18 protein-coding genes are annotated in these 17,702 nt (G+C 58.9%); 10 read left to right on the top strand and 8 right to left on the bottom strand.

Annotation, left to right across the window (positions count from 1 at the left end; translation table 11 throughout):
* Positions 1 to 107: 107 nt before the first annotated feature.
* Positions 108 to 935 (bottom strand): cell envelope integrity EipB family protein, encoded by an 828-nt coding sequence (locus tag ACIQWP_RS22835; protein ID WP_402792564.1) that lies wholly within the window; start codon positions 933 to 935, stop codon positions 108 to 110.
* A gap of 135 nt (positions 936 to 1,070) precedes the next feature.
* On the opposite strand from ACIQWP_RS22835, the gene ACIQWP_RS22830 reads away from it, so the two are divergent.
* The 4 genes from ACIQWP_RS22830 (at position 1,071) to ACIQWP_RS22815 (ending at position 4,140) form a co-directional block, all read left to right on the top strand.
* The gene (locus ACIQWP_RS22830) at positions 1,071 to 1,538 is read left to right on the top strand and encodes a RidA family protein (protein WP_402792561.1); all 468 of its coding nucleotides are present in this window, start codon (positions 1,071 to 1,073) and stop codon (positions 1,536 to 1,538) included.
* Entirely contained in the window at positions 1,538 to 2,257 is a 720-nt protein-coding gene (locus ACIQWP_RS22825) for a glycerophosphodiester phosphodiesterase (RefSeq protein WP_402792558.1), read from the top strand. Before ACIQWP_RS22830 ends, ACIQWP_RS22825 begins: the two co-directional genes overlap by 1 nt.
* Positions 2,258 to 2,380: 123 nt before the next feature.
* Entirely contained in the window at positions 2,381 to 3,568 is a 1,188-nt protein-coding gene (locus tag ACIQWP_RS22820; RefSeq protein ID WP_402792555.1) for a GNAT family N-acetyltransferase, read from the top strand.
* Between the two features lie 143 nt (positions 3,569 to 3,711).
* Positions 3,712 to 4,140 (top strand): HIT family protein, encoded by a 429-nt coding sequence (locus ACIQWP_RS22815; RefSeq protein ID WP_402792552.1) that lies wholly within the window; start codon positions 3,712 to 3,714, stop codon positions 4,138 to 4,140.
* A 109-nt stretch (positions 4,141 to 4,249) separates the two neighbouring features.
* On the opposite strand, the gene clpA is transcribed toward ACIQWP_RS22815, so the two are convergent.
* From clpA to cysE, 5 genes are all read right to left on the bottom strand, one after another.
* Entirely contained in the window at positions 4,250 to 6,784 is a 2,535-nt protein-coding gene (gene clpA, locus ACIQWP_RS22810) for an ATP-dependent Clp protease ATP-binding subunit ClpA (RefSeq protein WP_402792550.1), read from the bottom strand.
* A gap of 10 nt (positions 6,785 to 6,794) precedes the next feature.
* Positions 6,795 to 7,148 (bottom strand): ATP-dependent Clp protease adapter ClpS, encoded by a 354-nt coding sequence (gene clpS / locus ACIQWP_RS22805; protein ID WP_402792547.1) that lies wholly within the window; start codon positions 7,146 to 7,148, stop codon positions 6,795 to 6,797.
* Positions 7,149 to 7,434: 286 nt separating this feature from the next.
* Positions 7,435 to 7,800: a phasin family protein gene (locus tag ACIQWP_RS22800; RefSeq protein WP_402792545.1), complete on the bottom strand. Its 366-nt coding sequence runs from the start codon at positions 7,798 to 7,800 to the stop codon at positions 7,435 to 7,437.
* 350 nt (positions 7,801 to 8,150) lie between these two features.
* Positions 8,151 to 8,354 (bottom strand): DUF3126 family protein, encoded by a 204-nt coding sequence (locus ACIQWP_RS22795; RefSeq protein WP_047633271.1) that lies wholly within the window; start codon positions 8,352 to 8,354, stop codon positions 8,151 to 8,153.
* A 124-nt stretch (positions 8,355 to 8,478) separates the two neighbouring features.
* The gene (gene cysE / locus ACIQWP_RS22790) at positions 8,479 to 9,342 is read right to left on the bottom strand and encodes a serine O-acetyltransferase (protein ID WP_402792541.1); all 864 of its coding nucleotides are present in this window, start codon (positions 9,340 to 9,342) and stop codon (positions 8,479 to 8,481) included.
* A 76-nt stretch (positions 9,343 to 9,418) separates the two neighbouring features.
* Between cysE and ACIQWP_RS22785 the strand changes: the two genes are divergently transcribed.
* On the top strand, positions 9,419 to 10,219 hold the full coding sequence (locus ACIQWP_RS22785; protein ID WP_402792538.1) for an enoyl-CoA hydratase-related protein: 801 nt from the start codon (positions 9,419 to 9,421) through the stop codon (positions 10,217 to 10,219).
* A gap of 8 nt (positions 10,220 to 10,227) precedes the next feature.
* Here the strand turns inward: ACIQWP_RS22785 and ACIQWP_RS22780 are convergent, their stop codons facing one another.
* The gene (locus ACIQWP_RS22780; protein ID WP_402792535.1) at positions 10,228 to 11,013 is read right to left on the bottom strand and encodes an alpha/beta fold hydrolase; all 786 of its coding nucleotides are present in this window, start codon (positions 11,011 to 11,013) and stop codon (positions 10,228 to 10,230) included.
* 202 nt (positions 11,014 to 11,215) lie between these two features.
* Between ACIQWP_RS22780 and ACIQWP_RS22775 the strand changes: the two genes are divergently transcribed.
* Complete coding sequence (locus ACIQWP_RS22775; protein ID WP_047454665.1) at positions 11,216 to 11,461, top strand: zinc-finger domain-containing protein; 246 nt, start codon at positions 11,216 to 11,218, stop codon at positions 11,459 to 11,461.
* Positions 11,462 to 11,490: 29 nt separating this feature from the next.
* Entirely contained in the window at positions 11,491 to 12,654 is a 1,164-nt protein-coding gene (locus ACIQWP_RS22770) for an FAD-dependent monooxygenase (RefSeq protein ID WP_402792530.1), read from the top strand.
* Here ACIQWP_RS22770 and ACIQWP_RS22765 read toward each other — a convergent pair whose 3' ends face one another.
* On the bottom strand, positions 12,655 to 13,845 hold the full coding sequence (locus ACIQWP_RS22765) for a cystathionine beta-lyase (protein ID WP_402792527.1): 1,191 nt from the start codon (positions 13,843 to 13,845) through the stop codon (positions 12,655 to 12,657).
* 374 nt (positions 13,846 to 14,219) lie between these two features.
* Between ACIQWP_RS22765 and ACIQWP_RS22760 the strand changes: the two genes are divergently transcribed.
* The 3 genes from ACIQWP_RS22760 to ACIQWP_RS22750 all read left to right on the top strand — a co-directional run bounded on the left by ACIQWP_RS22760 (position 14,220) and on the right by ACIQWP_RS22750 (position 17,690).
* Positions 14,220 to 15,245, top strand: coding sequence for an amino acid ABC transporter substrate-binding protein (locus ACIQWP_RS22760; protein ID WP_402792524.1), 1,026 nt, complete (start codon positions 14,220 to 14,222; stop codon positions 15,243 to 15,245).
* Positions 15,246 to 15,340: 95 nt separating this feature from the next.
* A complete protein-coding gene (locus ACIQWP_RS22755) occupies positions 15,341 to 16,534 on the top strand; it encodes an amino acid ABC transporter permease (protein ID WP_402792522.1) in 1,194 nt (397 codons plus the stop codon).
* 1 nt (position 16,535) lies between these two features.
* Positions 16,536 to 17,690: an amino acid ABC transporter permease gene (locus tag ACIQWP_RS22750; RefSeq protein ID WP_402792519.1), complete on the top strand. Its 1,155-nt coding sequence runs from the start codon at positions 16,536 to 16,538 to the stop codon at positions 17,688 to 17,690.
* Positions 17,691 to 17,702: the final 12 nt, after the last annotated feature.

Here is a 17,702-nt window from a genome sequence, read left to right as displayed (position 1 = left end):
ATCGAAGCATAGATAAGCTACACTTACCTGTGCGTGTCGATCATTCCACACAATAGTGAAACTTGAATCACAGTTTTATGACAAGGATTTTGCACGCCGCGCGAGAGCTATTGGCACGCCTTGGTACCGAGAACTTCGAGTTTGGTAAGCTTGCCGGTCAGCACGAAGTCGCCATAATCCATGGTGAGGTCGCGCGTTATGCCGTTCTCATAGAGCTTGAAGGACATGCGGTAGACCGGCGTGGCATCGCCCGTGGATTTCTCGTTGAAATAGGCGACAGTCACCGGCCAGAAAGGCGTCTTGGCAAAAGCGCCGGCCTTGTCGGCATCGGGATCATCCGTGGCCGGCGTCTGCTCCTTGCCGACGACGGTGGTCGCGATCAGCGGCTTGTCGCCGTCATCGGAACCATCGAAGACCTGCGCCTCGAAGAAGTTCTTGCCGAGCTTCGCATTGTGGATGATGTCGAGCATATGCTCCGTCGGGAAGCGGCTCTCGATGATCTGAACCTGCTTGCTGTGCGGCTGGGTGAGATCGACCTTGATGCCTTTCTGGTCGTCGCTCGCGGCACCGCGCACATCCTTGTCGAGCTGGTTGTCGGTGTAGGACTTGGTCTCGAAGCGGAACAGGCGCTTGCCGAGATCCTCGAAGGTCGTCGTCTGCTGATCGCTGACGCGGGTGGAATCGCCGGTGTCGATCTTCGTCACGAAGCGGAAATTGGTGGTAAATCCGGTGCAGTCGGAACCGTCGAACTCATAGACCATGCGGCCGACCATGCCGGAAATGCCCGAGCGATCGGAAGCATCCTTCAGCTCGAGATCGTAGACGGCGCGATGTGCGATAAGCCCGCTCGGACCGGCCGCATAGGCCGCCGAAGTCCCAAGTGACAGAATGCCCAGCCCCGAAACGACGGCGGCAGCAAGACTCGAGCGGAACATTCATTATCTCCTGTTGGACTCGCATGCGATGTTATAAGAACGCTTTCGGCTGAAACGAGGCTGCCGATCCTAAGTGACGGAATTTAGTCTTGATGCCGGATTTTTGAAGTTTTTACAACAAAACGGGAGATGAAAATGTCCGACGCTATCGAGGGCCGCCTGAAGGAACTCGGCATCGTTCTGCCGCAGGCCGCGGCACCTGCCGCCAACTATGTTCCCTATGTCATCAGCGGCAATCTTCTCTATCTGTCGGGTCAATTGCCGATGGAAAATGGCAAGGTCGGCGTGACGGGCCATCTCGGCAAGGATGTCGACGTTGCCGGCGGCCAGCGCGCAGCTGAACTCTGCGCTATCAACATCCTCGCACAGGCAAAGGCTGCCCTTGGCGGCGATCTCAGCCGCATCAAGCGCCTGATCAAGCTGAACGGCTTCGTTGCCTCGACACCGGATTTCGTCGAACAACACCTTGTGATCAACGGTGCCTCCAATCTTCTGGCAAACGTCTTGGGTGAAGCCGGCAAACATGCCCGCGCCGCCGTCGGCATGGCAGCCCTGCCGCTCAATGCCGCCGTCGAAATCGATGCCATTCTGGAAATCGCCTGATGAGCAAGCTTGCCTGGTTGACCGAGCGTCCCGTCGCTCACCGCGGCTATCATGACATGAACAAGGAGGTTTGGGAGAATACGCTCTCAGCCTTCAGCCGCGCCATCGAGGCGGGTTTCGCCATAGAGTGCGACCTGCATTACGCCTCGGACGGCGTTCCGGTCGTCTTCCATGACGACGATCTGCAGCGCGTCTGCAATCTGCCCGGCCAGTTGCGCGATCGCACCTCGGCCGAGCTGGGACTGCTGTCGATCGGCGGCACCAAGGACAAGATCCCGACGTTGAAGCAGCTCCTGCGGCTCTGTGACGGCAAGGTGCCGCTGGTGCTGGAACTCAAGGGACGCGAGGGCGATGACGAAGGATTTGCCGAATCCGTGCTCGAAGTGCTGGAAGGCTACAAGGGGCATGTGGCCCTGATGAGCTTCGATCATTGGTTGCTCAAGGACCTCAAAGGCCTGGAAGCACCCTATCCGGTCGGGCTTACGGCCGAAGGAAACAAGCCTGAGACGTTTTTTCAGCATGACGAAGCCATGCATCTTGGGCTAGACTTCATTTCGTACTTCTACGGCCACCTGCCGAACCCATTTGTCACGGCGCAGCGCCAGCGCGGCATTCCGGTCATCACCTGGACCGTGCGCGACGAAGCAGCCCGCAAACATACATTTGCCAATGCAGACCAGATGACCTTCGAAGGTTTTGACCCGCGTATAGTCTCGTAAATCAGGATCGACTGAAGGAGAGGCTTTACGCAAACCCAAATTATCGCTGCGCCTACGGCGCGTCCGATCGGATGCATGGCGCAGCGGTGAGAGCCCTCCCTTCCTTCCTAGCGCAAGACCTTGATGACAGACGAATTATCCATTCGAGTCGAACGATCCTTCAAGAACATCGCCCCGGAGAGCTGGTCCAAGCTGGCCGGGGCGTCCAGGGCCGGCAGCGTCCTGCCATACAACCCCTTTGTCTCGCACGCCTTCCTGTCGTCGCTTGAGGAGTCCGGTTCCGCGAGCGACAAGACGGGCTGGCTCGGCAACCATCTGCTGCTGGAAACCGATGGGGGCGAATTGCTCGGCGCCGTCGCGGGCTATCTGAAGAGCCATAGCCAGGGCGAATATGTCTTCGACCATGGCTGGGCCGATGCTTTCGAGCGCGCCGGCGGCCGCTATTATCCGAAGCTGCAATGCTCCATTCCCTTCACCCCCGCCACTGGGCCGCGGCTGCTCGTCACCGAGGGACAGGACCGCAGCGCGCTGCAGCCGGCGCTTGCCGAAAGCCTGAAGGAAGTCACCCGCCAGCTCGGGGTTTCCTCGGCGCACATCACCTTTCTGCCGGAAGACGAAGCTTCGGTCTTCGAAGGCGACGGCTATCTGCACCGCACCGACCAGCAGTTTCACTTCATCAATGAAGGCTATGCCGATCACGACGCCTTTCTGGAGACGCTGGCCTCGCGCAAGCGCAAGGCATTGAAGAAAGAGCGGCGCGCGGCGCTGGAGCACGGCATCAGCATCGACTGGCTGACCGGCAGCGATCTCACCGAAAACATCTGGGATCAGTTCTTCGCCTTCTACATGGATACCGGTAGCCGCAAATGGGGCCGCCCCTATCTCACCCGAAAATTTTATTCGCTGATCGGCGAGCGCATGTCCGACGACGTCCTGCTCGTCATGGCCAGGCGCGAGGGCCGCTACATCGCGGGCGCCATCAACTTCATCGGCGGCGAGACGCTCTACGGCCGTCATTGGGGCTGCATCGAGGATCATCCCTTCCTGCATTTCGAGGTGTGCTATCATCAGGCGATCGATTTTGCGCTGAGCAAGGGATTGAAGCGGGTGGAGGCCGGCGCCCAAGGTGAGCATAAGCTGGCGCGTGGCTATCTTCCCGTCATCACGCATTCTGCGCATTATATCGGCCATCAGGGCTTGCGACGCGCGGTTGCCGATTATCTGAAGCACGAACGGGAACAGGTGGAGGAGATGAGCGAAATCCTCACCGAACACAGCCCCTTCCGTAAAGGCGAACGGCAGGATATCTAAAGCCTTTCCGCTTTTCCTCGAATCGAGAAAACGCTCTATCTTTTTGTTTTTACGCAATTCCGGACGGAAAACCGCTATAGATTTTTCCCGGAATTGCTCCAGCCGTTCAGAACAATCACAAACGGAAGACGAGGAGACCCTGGATGACCAGCCCGGCCTATGACAGCAACAACATCTTCGCAAAGATCCTCAAGGGCGAGATCCCGTCCCATCGCGTCTATGAGGATGAGCACACGGTCGCCTTCATGGACGTCATGCCGCAATCACCGGGCCATACGCTGGTTCTGCCGAAGTCCTCGTCCCGCAATATCCTCGACGCCGATCCGGCTGCACTTCAGCACGCGATTGCCGTCGTCCAGAAAGTCGCCGTCGCGGTTCAGGAAGCCTTCGATGCCGATGGCGTCTACATCGCCCAGTTCAACGAACCGGCTGCCGGCCAGACCGTGTTTCACCTGCATTTCCACGTCATTCCGCGTCACGAAGGCGTCGCGCTGAAGCCACACTCGGGCAAGATGGAAGATGGTGCGGTGCTGGCTGACAATGCCAAGAAGATCATCGACGCGATGCGCTGATGCGCTCAATCCCTCGAGTCGTTTATGAAGTTTCCGTCATAAACATATAAAAACGGCTGCATTGTTTCCAATGCAGCCGTTTCATTTTTCTCAAGCAGCCAGTCGGCGATTATTTGCGCGGAACCTTCGGAACCGTGCCGCCGCCCTTGCGCGGCGACTTGCCTTCCGGCTCATCGCTGTCACCGCCCGCAGCGACCTTGGCCGAACGGCGCGCATCAGCTGCCGCTCCGGCCTTGCCGACGCGGCTTCTGGCCTTGACGGTGGTGTCGCCATCATCCTGTTCCACTTCGACCGGCACATCACCGACCTCAGCTTCCGGCTTCGGCCGTATCGGAGCGGTCTCGGAGACGGATTCGAGCACGATGCCCGTGGTGCCGTCTTCCTTCGTGCCGACCGTGACGGTGACGACGCCGCCCTTCTTCAGCTTGCCGAAGAGGATTTCGTTCGCCAGCGGCTTCTTGATGTTTTCCTGGATGACGCGCGCCAGCGGACGGGCGCCCATCTTTTCGTCGTAGCCCTTTTCGGACAGCCATGCGATCGCGTCCTCGTGCAGGTCGAAGGTCACGTTCCTTTCGGAAAGCTGCGCCTCCAGCTGCATGATGAACTTCTGAACGACCTTGTGGATGACGACGGTCGGCAGCGGCGCGAACGGAATGGTCGCATCCAGACGGTTGCGGAATTCCGGGGTGAACAGGCGGTTCAGAGCCTCTTCATCCTCGCCAGTACGCTTGGCCGAGCCGAAGCCGATCGCAGCCTTGGCCATTTCCGATGCGCCCGCATTGGTCGTCATGATCAGGATGACGTTGCGGAAGTCGATCTTCTTGCCATTGTGGTCGGTCAATGCGCCATGGTCCATGACCTGCAGCAGGATATTGAAGATATCCGGATGCGCCTTCTCGATTTCGTCGAGCAGGACAACGCTGTGCGGATGCTGGTCGACACCGTCGGTCAGCAGGCCGCCCTGATCGAAGCCGACATAGCCGGGAGGTGCGCCGAGCAGACGGGAAACCGTGTGACGCTCCATATATTCCGACATGTCGAAGCGCAGCAGTTCGACGCCGAGCGACGACGCAAGCTGCTTGGCGACTTCCGTCTTGCCGACGCCCGTGGGGCCGGAGAAGATGTAGCAGCCGATCGGCTTGTTCGGTTCGCGCAGGCCGGCACGAGCCAGCTTGATTGCCGTCGACAGAGCCTCGATCGCCGTGTCCTGGCCGTAGACGACCGAACGCAGCTCCTGTTCGAGATTGGCAAGAACCATCTCGTCGTCCTTGGAGACCGTCTTCGGCGGAATACGGGCCATCGTCGCGATCGTGACCTCGATCTCGCGTTCGGTGATCAGCTTGCGGCGCTTTGACGGCGGCAGCAGCATTTGCGCGGCACCGGTTTCGTCGATGACGTCGATCGCCTTGTCCGGCAGCTTGCGGTCGGAAATGTACCGAGCCGACAGTTCGACGGCCGACTTGATGGCGTCGTTCGAGTAGCGCAGGTGGTGATACTCTTCGAAATAGGGCTTGAGGCCCTTCATGATTTCGATGGCATCCTCGATGCTCGGCTCGTTGACGTCGATCTTCTGGAAGCGGCGCACAAGTGCCCGGTCCTTTTCGAAGAACTGGCGATACTCCTTGTAGGTGGTCGAACCGATGCAGCGGATCGCACCCGAGGACAGAGCGGGCTTCAGAAGGTTCGACGCATCCATGGCGCCGCCCGAGGTGGCGCCCGCACCGATGACGGTGTGGATCTCGTCGATGAACAGCACGGCGCCCGGATACTCCTCGAGTTCCTTGACGACCTGCTTCAAGCGTTCCTCGAAATCGCCGCGATAGCGGGTGCCGGCCAGCAGCGTGCCCATATCGAGCGAAAAGATCGTGGCATCGGCCAGAGCTTCCGGAACCTTGCCCTCGACGATGCGCTTGGCAAGGCCTTCGGCGATCGCCGTCTTGCCGACGCCGGGATCACCCACGTAGAGCGGGTTGTTCTTGGAGCGGCGGCAAAGCACCTGGATGGTACGATTGACCTCGGAATGGCGGCCGATCAACGGATCGATCTTGCCGTTCTTGGCCTTCTCGTTGAGGTTGACGCAATAGGCCTTCAGCGCGTCCTGCTGCTTCTTGCTATTGCCTTCCTCCTGCTCGCCACGGGCGGTCGGCTTGCTTTCGGATTCGCTTTCCTCGGCGCCGCGCGGCGTGCGGGTTTGGGAGGAACCCGGGCGCTTGCCGATGCCGTGAGAGATATAGTTGACCGCATCATAGCGGGTCATTTCCTGCTCTTGCAGGAAGAAGGCGGCATGGCTTTCCCGTTCCGCGAAAATCGCGACGAGCACGTTGGCGCCCGTCACTTCCTCGCGTCCGGAGGACTGCACATGGATCACCGCGCGCTGGATGACGCGCTGGAAGCCGGAGGTCGGCTTGGAGTCCTCGTCATAGCCCGTAATCAGGTTTGAAAGTTCATTGTCGACGTATTCAGTCAGAGTCTTACGGAGCGCGTCGAGATCAACATTGCACGCGCCCATGACAGCTGCGGCGTCGGCGTCGTCTACCAGCGCCAAAAGCAGATGTTCCAGCGTGGCATACTCGTGATGCCGCTCGTTCGCGTAAGTCAGTGCCTGGTGCAGCGCCTTCTCAAGACTAGGCGAAAATGTTGGCACGTTCAGATCCTCACTTCTTTTCCATAACACATTGCAGCGGATGCTGGTGCTGCCGGGCAAAATCCATCACCTGGCTCACCTTCGTTTCAGCTACTTCATATGTATATATCCCGCACTCGCCCACGCCGTGGTTGTGGACATGAAGCATGATACGGGTGGCACCTTCTAGATCCTTTTGGAAGAAACGCTCCAGGATGTGGATCACGAAGTCCATGGGCGTATAGTCGTCATTCAGAAGCAGCACGCGGTACAGGTTCGGTTTTTTGGTCTTGGGCTTGGTACGTGTAATGACCGAGGTCCCACGATTTCCGTTGTCCCCGTTCCTTTCGCCATTGTTTTGCATCCGGATCGGCTCAGCGATCATTTCATTCTTTCCTCAAATCATCCGGCAGAAGCTATCGCATTCCGACTTGGCACTGGGTTGGCGTCTTCACTTGCTCGGGCCGGATATCCGAACCTCTAACTTAGTTCATATTGGTGTGATTTTAAGCCCCTTGCCGGACACTGCAATCACAATTCGCTGACAAAACGGGCTGCGGTGAAAAAAGTCGCTGCATATCCTCTGCTCTGGTTCGGTGCGCCTAAACGCAAAAGACCGGCCACGCGTCGCGCAGCCGGTCTTTCCGGAATTTTTGCCTTTCGGCGAAAGTTTAAGCGGCAGTCGCCGTTGCCGCTGCCTTGCTGGCAGCCTTCGTTGCAGCCGCGACGGGCGCTTCGTAAGGCTTGTAGGCAACCTTGGCGAGATCGGCATACATTTCGCCAAGCTTGGTGGCCTCGGCGACGAAGTTTTCATAGGAAGATTTCACATAGCTGCTCTGCAGTTCGAAGGCAGCTTCGAAGCTCTTGGTGCCGGCGAGTGTTTCGAAGTGTGCAACGCCATCTTGGAAAGACTTCTTGGAATATTCAGCGGCTTCGGCAGCAATCGCCTGAAAGCTCTTGGTGACATCGGAATAGCTCTTCAGCGCCGTGTCCATGGCTTCCTTGCCCTTCTTGTTCGCGTCATCGAAATTGAACATGCTTCTCCGTCCCTTGTTGGCCGGCCGGCGGCCGGTTTACAGGTCAAAGGTTAAATGCGACGCACAATTAGTCAAGTAGTCTTGTGCGTCGCAATATCACCTTTTGGTTGTATTTCGAGTGACAACAGGGTGTCGACAACAATGAGTGCGCTGCATCATTCTGTTTTTCCTAATATATATCCTTACCCCTGCAACCATAGGCTTTGATTAAAATATTGGCATTGAGGGAGAAGAAGCTGCAAGAAATCAGAACGGCAGCGGAATGATCAAATTGGCAATTGCCAAAGAAAAAGGCCGTATCTCAATGAAATACGGCCCGAATATTCGATCGCTATACAGGATCGTTGCAATTAGAGATCGACGTCCAGAATGGCCATCGAGAAATTATAGGAGCGGTCGCCATCTTCGTCGTCGATATAGACGACGCCCAAAAACTCTTCGCCGAGATAAACTTCCGCGGAATCGTTCTTGCGCGGACGGGCCTTCACCACGATCTGCGGGTTGAACGTGCGCTTGAAATAGGCGTCGAGTTTCTTGATTTCTTCAGGCTTCACAATGCTTCTCCGTGAGGATCTCGGTTGGCCGCTTCTTGCATAGGAAAAGCGGCGGTGTAAAGACCGGAACCGCGCATACGTCCCCAGCGACAGCGCAAGCCTCCGAAAGTCAGTCTGGATTTTCCTAGATTCCCGCGCCCATGATCTGATCCACGACCAATTGCTCGGCCAACAGCTGGTCCATCGAGCGTGAGGGTTCCGAACACCCTGCTTCTCCAACCACCTTGGCCGGAACGCCGGCAACCGTCGTCTTGGCGGGCACTTCCTTCAGCACGACCGAACCGGCGGCGATGCGCGAGCAATGGCCGATCTGGATATTGCCGAGAATCTTGGCTCCGGCGCCGATCAAGACGCCATGGGCGATCTTCGGGTGACGGTCGCTGCCCTCCTTGCCGGTGCCGCCAAGCGTCACACCATGCAGGATGGAGACGTTATCGCCGATCACGGCCGTTTCGCCCACCACGAGACCGGTCGCGTGATCGAGGAAAATGCCCTTGCCGATGCGTGCCGCCGGATTGATGTCGGTCTGGAAGACACTGGAGGAACGGCTCTGCAGATAGAGCGCGAAATCACGCCGGCCGCGATTATAGAGCCAATGCGCGAGACGGTGCGTCTGCAGTGCATGGAAGCCCTTGAAATAAAGGACAGGCTCCAGAAAACGCAGACAGGCGGGATCGCGATCGTAGACGGCCTGGATATCGACACGCAGAATCGATCCCCATTCCGGCCAGTCGGCCAGCATTTCTTCAAATGTCTGCCGCAGCAGAATGGCCTGCAGGTCCGGATGGTCGAGGCGTTCGCAGATGCGGTAGATGACGCATTCCTCCAGCGAACGATGGTTGATGATCGTCGAATAGAGGAAGGCGGCAAGAAGTGGGTCGTGCTCGGCAGCGGCGCGTGCTTCCTCGCGCATGCTGTCCCAGATCGGGTCCATGACCTTCACTGCGCCCAAGCCTTCTACCTGGCGAATATCCGTTACTGCGACCATTGGCGGTCTCCCGATTTTCTGTCAGGGGTGCATTATATAGAATAAATGCCACACAAGACAAATGGGTTGGTCGCGCATGAATTTCGAGCATGATTTTGCCGGCGGTCTCATTCGCGCGACAGGCAGTGACGCGATAGGCACGATCACGATCGGCAACCCCGACAGAAAGAATGCAGTGACGGCCGCCATGTGGCGCGCTATCCCGCAGGCCGTACGCATTCTGACCGATGAAGCGCACGCGCATGTCATCGTTCTGCGCGGCATTGGCGCGGATTTTTCGGCCGGTGCCGATATCAGCGAATTCGACAGAGTGCGCAGGAATTCCGAGACCGCAATCGCCTACGAAGCGCTGAACAGCCAGGCTTTCGAGGCTCTCCGTCACTGCCGCGTGCCGACGATCGCGGCGATCCGCGGCATTTGCTACGGCGGTGGCTTCGGGTTGGCGGCGGCCTGCGATCTGCGGATCGCTGAACGAGGTGCGCGGTTTGCCGTGCCAGCCGTTCGCCTCGGCATCGCCTATCCGGCCGATGCCGTGCAGGACATCGTCAATGCGCTCGGTGCGCAGATGGCGAAGGTCACGCTGTTTACCGGCGCGCCCATGTCTGGCGAGAAGATGGTTGCCGCCGGCTTCCTTCTGGAGGAAATCGAGGCAGATGTATTCGATGGCGAAGTCTCCGCCCTCGCCCATGCGATCGCCGTCAATGCGCCGATCGCGCTACACGCCTCGAAACTCGCGATCCGCGCCGTCATCGAGCAGGATGGCGACCTGTTGCGAGAAGCGGAAGTGATCGGAGCGGAAACCTTCGACAGCGCCGATTATGCCGAGGGCCGCGCCGCCTTCGCCGAGCGGCGAAAGCCGCATTTCACCGGCAAGTGACCTGAATTTCAGCGCTTGTCGAGGCGCTGATAGAACTCCAGAACGGCCGTCTTGAAGATCTTGTCGCCGACGGCGAGCATGTGGTCGCGATTCGGGATGTCGATCGCCTCGGCATTCGGCATCAGTGCCGCCAGTTCGTGCCCGGAGCCGGCAATATCGTCCTTGGTGCCGACGGCGATCAGCGTCGGCGCCTCGATCTTCGCCACGTCTTCTCTCGAAGCCAGATCGCGCGAGCCCTGGATACAGGCGGCAAGCGCCTGCCGGTCGCTCTTCGTCTGCTCGGCAAAGGCGCGGAACATGCGCCCGCGTGCATGCGTGACGTCATCGAGCGACGGCGCAACCAGCGCGTCGGCGATCGGGTCCCAATCGCCGACGCCCTCGACCATGCCGATGCCGAGACCGCCGAGCACCAGCGAACGGACGCGATCGGGATGGGCGATGGCCATGAAAGTAGCAACGCGCGCGCCCATGGAATAACCCATCACATACGCCTCTGATATGCCCAGATGGTCGAGAAGAGCAACGGCATCTTCGGCCATGATCCAGGGATGATAGACATCGGCATCATAGAGCTTGTCGCTCAAGCCGTGGCCGCGATTGTCGATGGCGATGACGCGATAACCCGCCTCGCCGAGCGTCTTCAGCCAGCCGGGATTGACCCAGTTCGCAATCGCGGTCGAGGCGAAACCGTGGATCAGCAGCACCGGCAGTCCGCTCGGATCGCCTTCATCGAAAAAGGCAAGCTTCAAGCCGTCTCTGACAAAATGGGACATCGGAGGAGCATTCAAATTCATTGGCTTCGTCTTTACATACTGGGTCGTGTTGGCGCCGGACCATATTTTATCGGCGATATCAAATGAACCCTACGCCTGCGAAAATCTCTGCATCAAGCCGGACTTTCGCACTACACAATCGGGAAGAAGGATTATAAAGAGGGGCTACCAAGTCTGGCGCAACATTCATGCCGCTTACGGCAGAACGCATTCGGAGATCATCATGGCCGGCCATAATATTCCCCATTTCCAGAACGACGGCGGACATCGCGTCATCGAAATCGGCGTGAAGGAATTCATGTGCACCGGCGCCTCGGTTCCCTACGATCATCCGCACATCTTCATCGATCTCGGCGACGAAAGCGAGAAGGTCTGCTCCTACTGCTCCACGCTCTACCGCTACAATCCGTCGCTGAAGGCGGACCAGACCAACCCGGCCGGCTGCGTCTTCCACTTCAAGGCAGCGTGACCCCGTAGCCTTCGATCGGACATAGAGAAATGCCGATCAAAGCAGCCGCAATCATCGGCGCCGGAATAGCCGGATTGACGGCGGCGCTGGCGCTGGCAAGACATGGGATAGCCTCCGATGTGTTCGAACAGGCAGAGGCGCTGACCGAAGTCGGCGCGGGCCTGCAGATTTCCCCTAATGCCTCCCGCATCCTCGACACGCTCGGCGTGCTCGAGGCGCTTCGGCATGTCTGGCTCGAGCCGGAAGCGGTCCATCTGGTCTCCGGCTCGTCGCTGCGGCCCGTCGCATCCATTCCCTGCGGCAATTTTGCGAGGGAGCGTTGGGGCGCACCCTATGGAGCCGCGCATCGCGCCACCCTGCAAAATGCGCTCCTCGATGCCGTAACCTCCAATGCGCTTTGCAGACTGCATCTCGGGCGGCACATCGACATCAGGGACAAGCAGGCACTGGAGCAAGCCGCCGGCCGAGAATTCGATCTCGTTATCGGGGCCGATGGTGTCTGGTCGAAGGCACATGCGATGGTGCCCGGCGCGCCCTCGCCTCTCTTCTCGGGCAATATTGCCTGGCGCTTCTCCATTGCCGAGGCGGCCGCACCCGCGATTCTTAACGAGACAAGTGTCACGGCTTTCCTCGGCTCTTCCAGCCATCTCGTCTGCTACCCCATCCGGGAAAATGCCGCCTTCAATATCGTCGCCATCGTCTCCGGCAGCAGCACTAGCCGTGATTGGGGCGCTGCCGGCAGCAAAGCTCAGCGCGAGCAGATGCTACGCGGCTTTTCCGGATGGAACAGTGCGATCCTGCGCCTGCTGGAAAACCAGGAGCAGGCAAGCTTCTGGCCGCTCTATGAGATGAAGGCGGGACGGTGGCACAATGGCCGCGACACGATCCTGATCGGCGACGCCGCGCATGCGATGATGCCGTTTGCCGCGCAAGGCGCAGCCATGGCGATCGAGGATGCCTTCGAGCTTGCCGGGCTGCTTTCCGCCCGCACGCCGGCCGAAGCTTTCGAACTCTACGAAAAGCACCGGGCGCCGCGGATCGCACGCCTGCGCCAGCGCGCCGCCTTCAATCAATTTGCCTATCACGCCGGCGGCCCGATCCGCCTGGCGCGCGATCTCGTTCTCTCGCTTCGCCCGCCGCAAAGCCTCGCGGCGGACATGGACTGGATCTACGGCTATCGCGCGATCGGCTGATCAGGCCTCTTTTGCAGCGGCAAAGCCCTTCTCGATGTCCGCCTTGATATCGGCGACGTCTTCCAGGCCGATCTGCAGGCGGATGACCGGCCCCTCCGTCGGCGCCTTGGTCACGCGCCGGTCATTCAGATTGACCTGCAGGGCAAGGCTTTCGAAGCCGCCCCAGGAATAGCCGAGACCGAAAATACGCAGGGCATCAAGGAAGGCATGTGCCTTCACCTTGAACTTCCGGGGATCATCGACGGCAAGAACGAAAGAGAAGATCCCGCTGGCGCCCTTGAAGTCGCGCTTCCACAGCGCGTGGCCGGGGAAGCTCGGCAATGCCGGATGCAGCACGCGGGCGACTTCCTCCCTGCCCTCGAGCCACTGCGCAACCGCAAGCGCGCTTTCCTGGTGGCGCTCAAGGCGCACGCCCATGGTGCGCAGGCCGCGCAGCACCTGATAGGCGTCGTCAGGCGCGCCGCAGATGCCAAGCTGGCCGTGGGCATCAAGCAATTGCTTCCAATGCGCTTCATTGGCCGAAACGGTTCCCATCAAAATGTCGGAGTGGCCGGCCGGATATTTCGTCACCGCATGGATCGAGACGTCGACACCGTAGTCGAGTGGCTTGAAATAGAGCGGCGTCGCCCAGGTATTGTCCATGGTCACAACCGCGCCGTGCTGGTGCGCTGCAGCCGAGATCGCCGGGATATCCTGCATTTCAAAGGTATTGGAACCCGGCGCCTCGGTATGGACCAGCTTTGTGTTCGGCTTGATCAGTTGTTCGATGCCGGCACCGACCAAAGGATCGTAATATTCGACCTCGATGCCGAGACGGGTCAGCATGGTATCGCAGAAGAAGCGCGTGGGACCATAAACCGAATCAACGATCAAGGCATGATCGCCCGCGGACAGGTAGGCCAGGAATGGCACGGTGACCGCCGCAAGCCCGGAGGGGACGAGCACCGTTCCGGCCGATCCTTCCAGCGCATCGATCGCATCGCAAAGCGCATCCGTCGTCGGCGTGCCGCGCGTGCCGTAGGTATATTTCTGGTCATGCGTCTCCATCACGCGCGCATTCGGGAAAAGCACCGTCGAGGCATGCACCACGGGCGGATTGACGAAGCCGTGGTAGTCGAATGGCGAATTGCCGATATGGGACAAACGCGTGTTGATGCCGGCGTTTTGCAGGAATGTGTCTTTGTCTTTCATGTCCGGATATGCCCTTGGCGCTGCGGGAAACTGGATTTGTGGCGACCAAGCCCTCCCCGGTCAACCCCCGATCCGTTCATTAGGACCACATTATTCGAAGGCTAAAATAGCGAAAATCGCAGCGCAAACCGCATTTTCGCGCAGATTTTTGGCAAAATGCCGCTCATTTTGACGCCAAATGCCCATTTTTCGGCAGCGTAAGGCGAAAATGCCGAATAAATCCGCAATAATCGGGGCGATCTCTTGACCGCTACACCATTTACGACTGTGATAGCGCCACTCGCACCGGGAAAGGGAAGGAACATGGTTCTCCAAGAACCTGCTTCGGAGGCGATACACTTTAACTATAAAACAAATAGACAAAGGTAGGGAAAATGAAAAAGTTTGCTCTCTCCGTATTCTTCGGAGCCGCAGCCTTGGCTTACACCGCGTCCGGCGCATCCGCTTCGACGCTGAGCGACGTAAAGGCGAAGGGCTTCGTTCAATGCGGCGTGAATACGGGCCTTCTCGGCTTCGCACAGCCAGACGCCTCCGGTAACTGGGCCGGTTTCGACATCGATTTCTGCAAGGCCGTCGCTTCCGCCGTATTCGGCGATGCGACCAAGGTAAAGTATACGCCTCTCAGCGCCAAGGATCGCTTCACCGCGCTGCAGTCCGGCGAAATCGACGTGCTTTCCCGTAATACCACCTGGACCATCAACCGCGACACGGCGCTCGGCCTCAAGTTTCGCCCCGTCACCTATTATGACGGCCAGGGCTTCATGGTCCGCAAGGAGCTGAACGTGAAGTCCGCGCTTGAGCTTTCGGGTGCCGCCATCTGCGTGCAGTCCGGCACGACGACGGAACTGAACCTCGCCGACTATTTCAAGACCAACAACCTGCAGTACAATCCGGTGGTCTTCGACAAGCTCGAGGAAGTCAACACGGCCTATGATTCCGGCCGTTGCGACGTCTACACCACCGACCAGTCCGGTCTCTACGCTCTGCGCCTGACCTTGAAGAACCCAGACGACAACGTCGTTCTGCCTGAAATCATCTCCAAGGAGCCGCTCGGCCCGGCCGTTCGCCAGGGTGACGACCAGTGGTTCAACATCGTCAGCTGGACGGCGTATGCGATGGTCAATGCCGAAGAGTTCGGCATCACGCAGAAGAACGTCGACGAGATGAAGGGCTCGGCAAACCCGGATATCAAACGCTTCCTTGGCGCCGAGCAGGGCTCCACGATCGGCACCGACCTGGGTCTCACCAATGACTGGGCCTACAACGTCATCAAGGGTGTCGGCAATTACGGCGAAGTCTTCGACCGCAACATCGGTGCCGGCAGCCCGCTGAAGATCGCCCGCGGCCTCAACGCGCTGTGGAGCAAGGGCGGTATCCAGTACGCGCCTCCGGTCCGCTAAGCGGTTAGCGGCTAACTTATGGAGAAAGGCGGCAACCCGCCTTTCTCACCTCAAGAAAACAAGCCTGAAACAGGCACATTGGGGAAAAACTCTATATGGCAATTACTGTAAATTCGCCTGAAGGCGAGCGCTCACCCATATCGGCGGCGCTGTACGACCCCAAAGTGAGGGGTGCGTTCTACCAGGCCATTACGATTATCATTCTGGCTGCTATCTGCTGGTTCATCGTCACCAATACGATGGACAATCTGCGCGCGTTGAACCGCTCATTCGGCTTCACCTTCCTCGAAGGCCGCGCCGGCTTCAACCTGGGACAGGCACTCATCCCCTATTCCAGCGATTCCACCAATGCCACCGCGCTCCTCGTCGGCCTGCTCAACACGCTGCTCATATCGGCTGTGGGCATCGTTGCTGCGACGATCGTCGGCTTCGTCGTCGGCATAGGCAGGCTTTCAAACAACTGGCTGATCGCGAAGCTTTCTCAGGCCTATGTCGAACTGTTCCGCAATATCCCGCCTCTGCTCGTGATCTTCTTCTGGTACAGCGGCGTTCTCGTGCTGTTGCCGCAGGCGCGCGATGCCGTGCATCTGCCCTTCTCCAGCTATCTCAGCAATCGCGGCCTCGCCTTCCCCAGCCCGATCTTCGGCCAGGGCATGTGGGCCGTCGGCATTGCTTTCCTCATCGCCATCGCCGTCGTGTTCCTTGTGGCGCGCTGGGCGCACAAGCGACAGGCGGCAACCGGCCAGCAATTTCATACGATCTGGGTGTCGATCGGCATATTGGTCGGGCTGCCGCTACTGGTCTTCCTGGTCATGGGCATGCCGCTCTCCTTCGACTATCCGGTTGCGGGCAAATTCAACCTGACGGGCGGGACAGTCATCGGACCGGAGTTCCTCGCTCTCCTTCTGGCCTTGTCACTTTACACGGCGACCTATATCGCCGAGATCGTGCGCGCCGGCATTCGCGGCGTGGCAAAAGGTCAGTCGGAAGCCGCCGGTGCACTCGGCCTTCGCGCTTCAGCCATCAACAGGCTGGTGGTCATCCCACAGGCCATGCGCATCATCATTCCACCGCTGACGAGCCAATACCTTAATCTCATCAAGAACTCCTCGCTCGCGATCGCCATCGGTTACGCCGATGTCGTCGCCGTCGGCGGCGTCATTCTCAACCAGTCCGGAAGAGCCGTTGAAGTCGTCATCATCTGGATGATCATCTATCTCGTTTTGAGCATCGTAACGTCGCTGTTCATGAACTGGTTCAACGCCAAGATGGCTCTGGTGGAGAGATAAGATGTCGGGCGTAGATCAAAACTTCGTCAGCAAGACGCTTCTTGTGGCACAGCCGGCTCCCGCCAGCGAAAAAGGCGCATGGCACTGGTTGAAAAAGAACCTGTTTGCCACGCCGAAGGACATCGTCCTGACCGTGCTTGCGATCACCCTCCTTGCCTGGGCGATCCCGCACTTGGTCGACTGGCTGTTCATAAATGCAGTCTGGAGCGGAACCGACCGCACCTTCTGCGCCACCACGGTTCAGGGCGGAACGCAGCCGGACGGCTGGAACGCTGCCTGCTGGGCCTTCATCCGCGCGAAATTCGCCATCTTCATGTTTGGCCTCTATCCGCCGGACGAGCGCTGGCGCCCCATACTCGTCTGCATCCTGATGATCGTCAGCTTCGCGCCGCTGCTGATACCATCCGTTCCCAGGAAGGGATTGAACGCTATCCTGGCGTTCTTCGTGCTGCCGGTTGTTTCGTTCTTCCTACTCCACGGGGGCTTTGGCCTTGAGACCGTCGAAACGGAAAGATGGGGCGGCCTGCTCGTGACACTGGTGATCGCTTTCGTTGCGATCGCAGTCTCCTTCCCGTTCGGCATCGTGCTTGCACTCGGCCGCCGCTCCAAGATGCCAGTGGTCCGCATGCTCTGCGTGGCGTTCATCGAGATCATCCGCGGCGTTCCGCTGATCACGGTGCTGTTCATGGCAAGCTACATGCTGCCGTTGTTCATGCCGCAGGGCTGGACGGTGGATAAGCTGTTGCGCGCCGTCGTCGGCGTTGCGATCTTCACTTCGGCCTATATGGCCGAAGTCATTCGCGGCGGCCTGCAGGCCATACCGAAGGGTCAGTTCGAGGGCGCCGACTCGCTCGGCCTCGGCTACTGGCAGAAGATGCGACTGATCATTCTGCCGCAGGCGATCAAGCTGGTCATCCCCGGCATCGTCAACACCTATATCGGCATGTTCAAGGACACGTCGCTCGTGGCGATCATCGGCATGTTCGATCTGCTCGGCATCGTCCGCCAGAACTTCTCTGATGCCAATTGGGCGAGCGCTGTAACCCCAATCACGGGTTTGGTATTTGCAGGATTCGTTTTTTGGCTGTTCTGCTTCGGCATGTCGCGCTATTCAGGCTTTGTGGAACGCCATCTCGACACCGGCCACAAGCGATAAAATTGAGGGAAA

This window comes from Rhizobium sp. NPDC090279, from assembly GCF_044769665.1.
Taxonomy (GTDB): Bacteria; Pseudomonadota; Alphaproteobacteria; order Rhizobiales; family Rhizobiaceae; genus Rhizobium.
The sequence above is the reverse complement of the archived record's forward strand: the minus strand, read 5'-3'. Positions and strand labels throughout refer to the sequence as shown.

Excerpts from the sequence above, each read along its gene's own strand:
- ACIQWP_RS22835 (WP_402792564.1), bottom strand. The coding sequence starts at position 935 with ATGTTCCGCTCGAGTCTTGCTGCCGCCGTCGTTTCGGGGCTGGGCATT.
- ACIQWP_RS22830 (WP_402792561.1), top strand. The coding sequence starts at position 1,071 with ATGTCCGACGCTATCGAGGGCCGCCTGAAGGAACTCGGCATCGTTCTG.
- ACIQWP_RS22825 (WP_402792558.1), top strand. The coding sequence starts at position 1,538 with ATGAGCAAGCTTGCCTGGTTGACCGAGCGTCCCGTCGCTCACCGCGGC.
- ACIQWP_RS22820 (WP_402792555.1), top strand. The coding sequence starts at position 2,381 with ATGACAGACGAATTATCCATTCGAGTCGAACGATCCTTCAAGAACATC.
- ACIQWP_RS22815 (WP_402792552.1), top strand. The coding sequence starts at position 3,712 with ATGACCAGCCCGGCCTATGACAGCAACAACATCTTCGCAAAGATCCTC.
- clpS (WP_402792547.1), bottom strand. The coding sequence starts at position 7,148 with ATGATCGCTGAGCCGATCCGGATGCAAAACAATGGCGAAAGGAACGGG.
- ACIQWP_RS22800 (WP_402792545.1), bottom strand. The coding sequence starts at position 7,800 with ATGTTCAATTTCGATGACGCGAACAAGAAGGGCAAGGAAGCCATGGAC.
- cysE (WP_402792541.1), bottom strand. The coding sequence starts at position 9,342 with ATGGTCGCAGTAACGGATATTCGCCAGGTAGAAGGCTTGGGCGCAGTG.
- ACIQWP_RS22785 (WP_402792538.1), top strand. The coding sequence starts at position 9,419 with ATGAATTTCGAGCATGATTTTGCCGGCGGTCTCATTCGCGCGACAGGC.
- ACIQWP_RS22780 (WP_402792535.1), bottom strand. The coding sequence starts at position 11,013 with ATGAATTTGAATGCTCCTCCGATGTCCCATTTTGTCAGAGACGGCTTG.
- ACIQWP_RS22775 (WP_047454665.1), top strand. The coding sequence starts at position 11,216 with ATGGCCGGCCATAATATTCCCCATTTCCAGAACGACGGCGGACATCGC.
- ACIQWP_RS22770 (WP_402792530.1), top strand. The coding sequence starts at position 11,491 with ATGCCGATCAAAGCAGCCGCAATCATCGGCGCCGGAATAGCCGGATTG.
- ACIQWP_RS22765 (WP_402792527.1), bottom strand. The coding sequence starts at position 13,845 with ATGAAAGACAAAGACACATTCCTGCAAAACGCCGGCATCAACACGCGT.
- ACIQWP_RS22760 (WP_402792524.1), top strand. The coding sequence starts at position 14,220 with ATGAAAAAGTTTGCTCTCTCCGTATTCTTCGGAGCCGCAGCCTTGGCT.
- ACIQWP_RS22755 (WP_402792522.1), top strand. The coding sequence starts at position 15,341 with ATGGCAATTACTGTAAATTCGCCTGAAGGCGAGCGCTCACCCATATCG.
- ACIQWP_RS22750 (WP_402792519.1), top strand. The coding sequence starts at position 16,536 with ATGTCGGGCGTAGATCAAAACTTCGTCAGCAAGACGCTTCTTGTGGCA.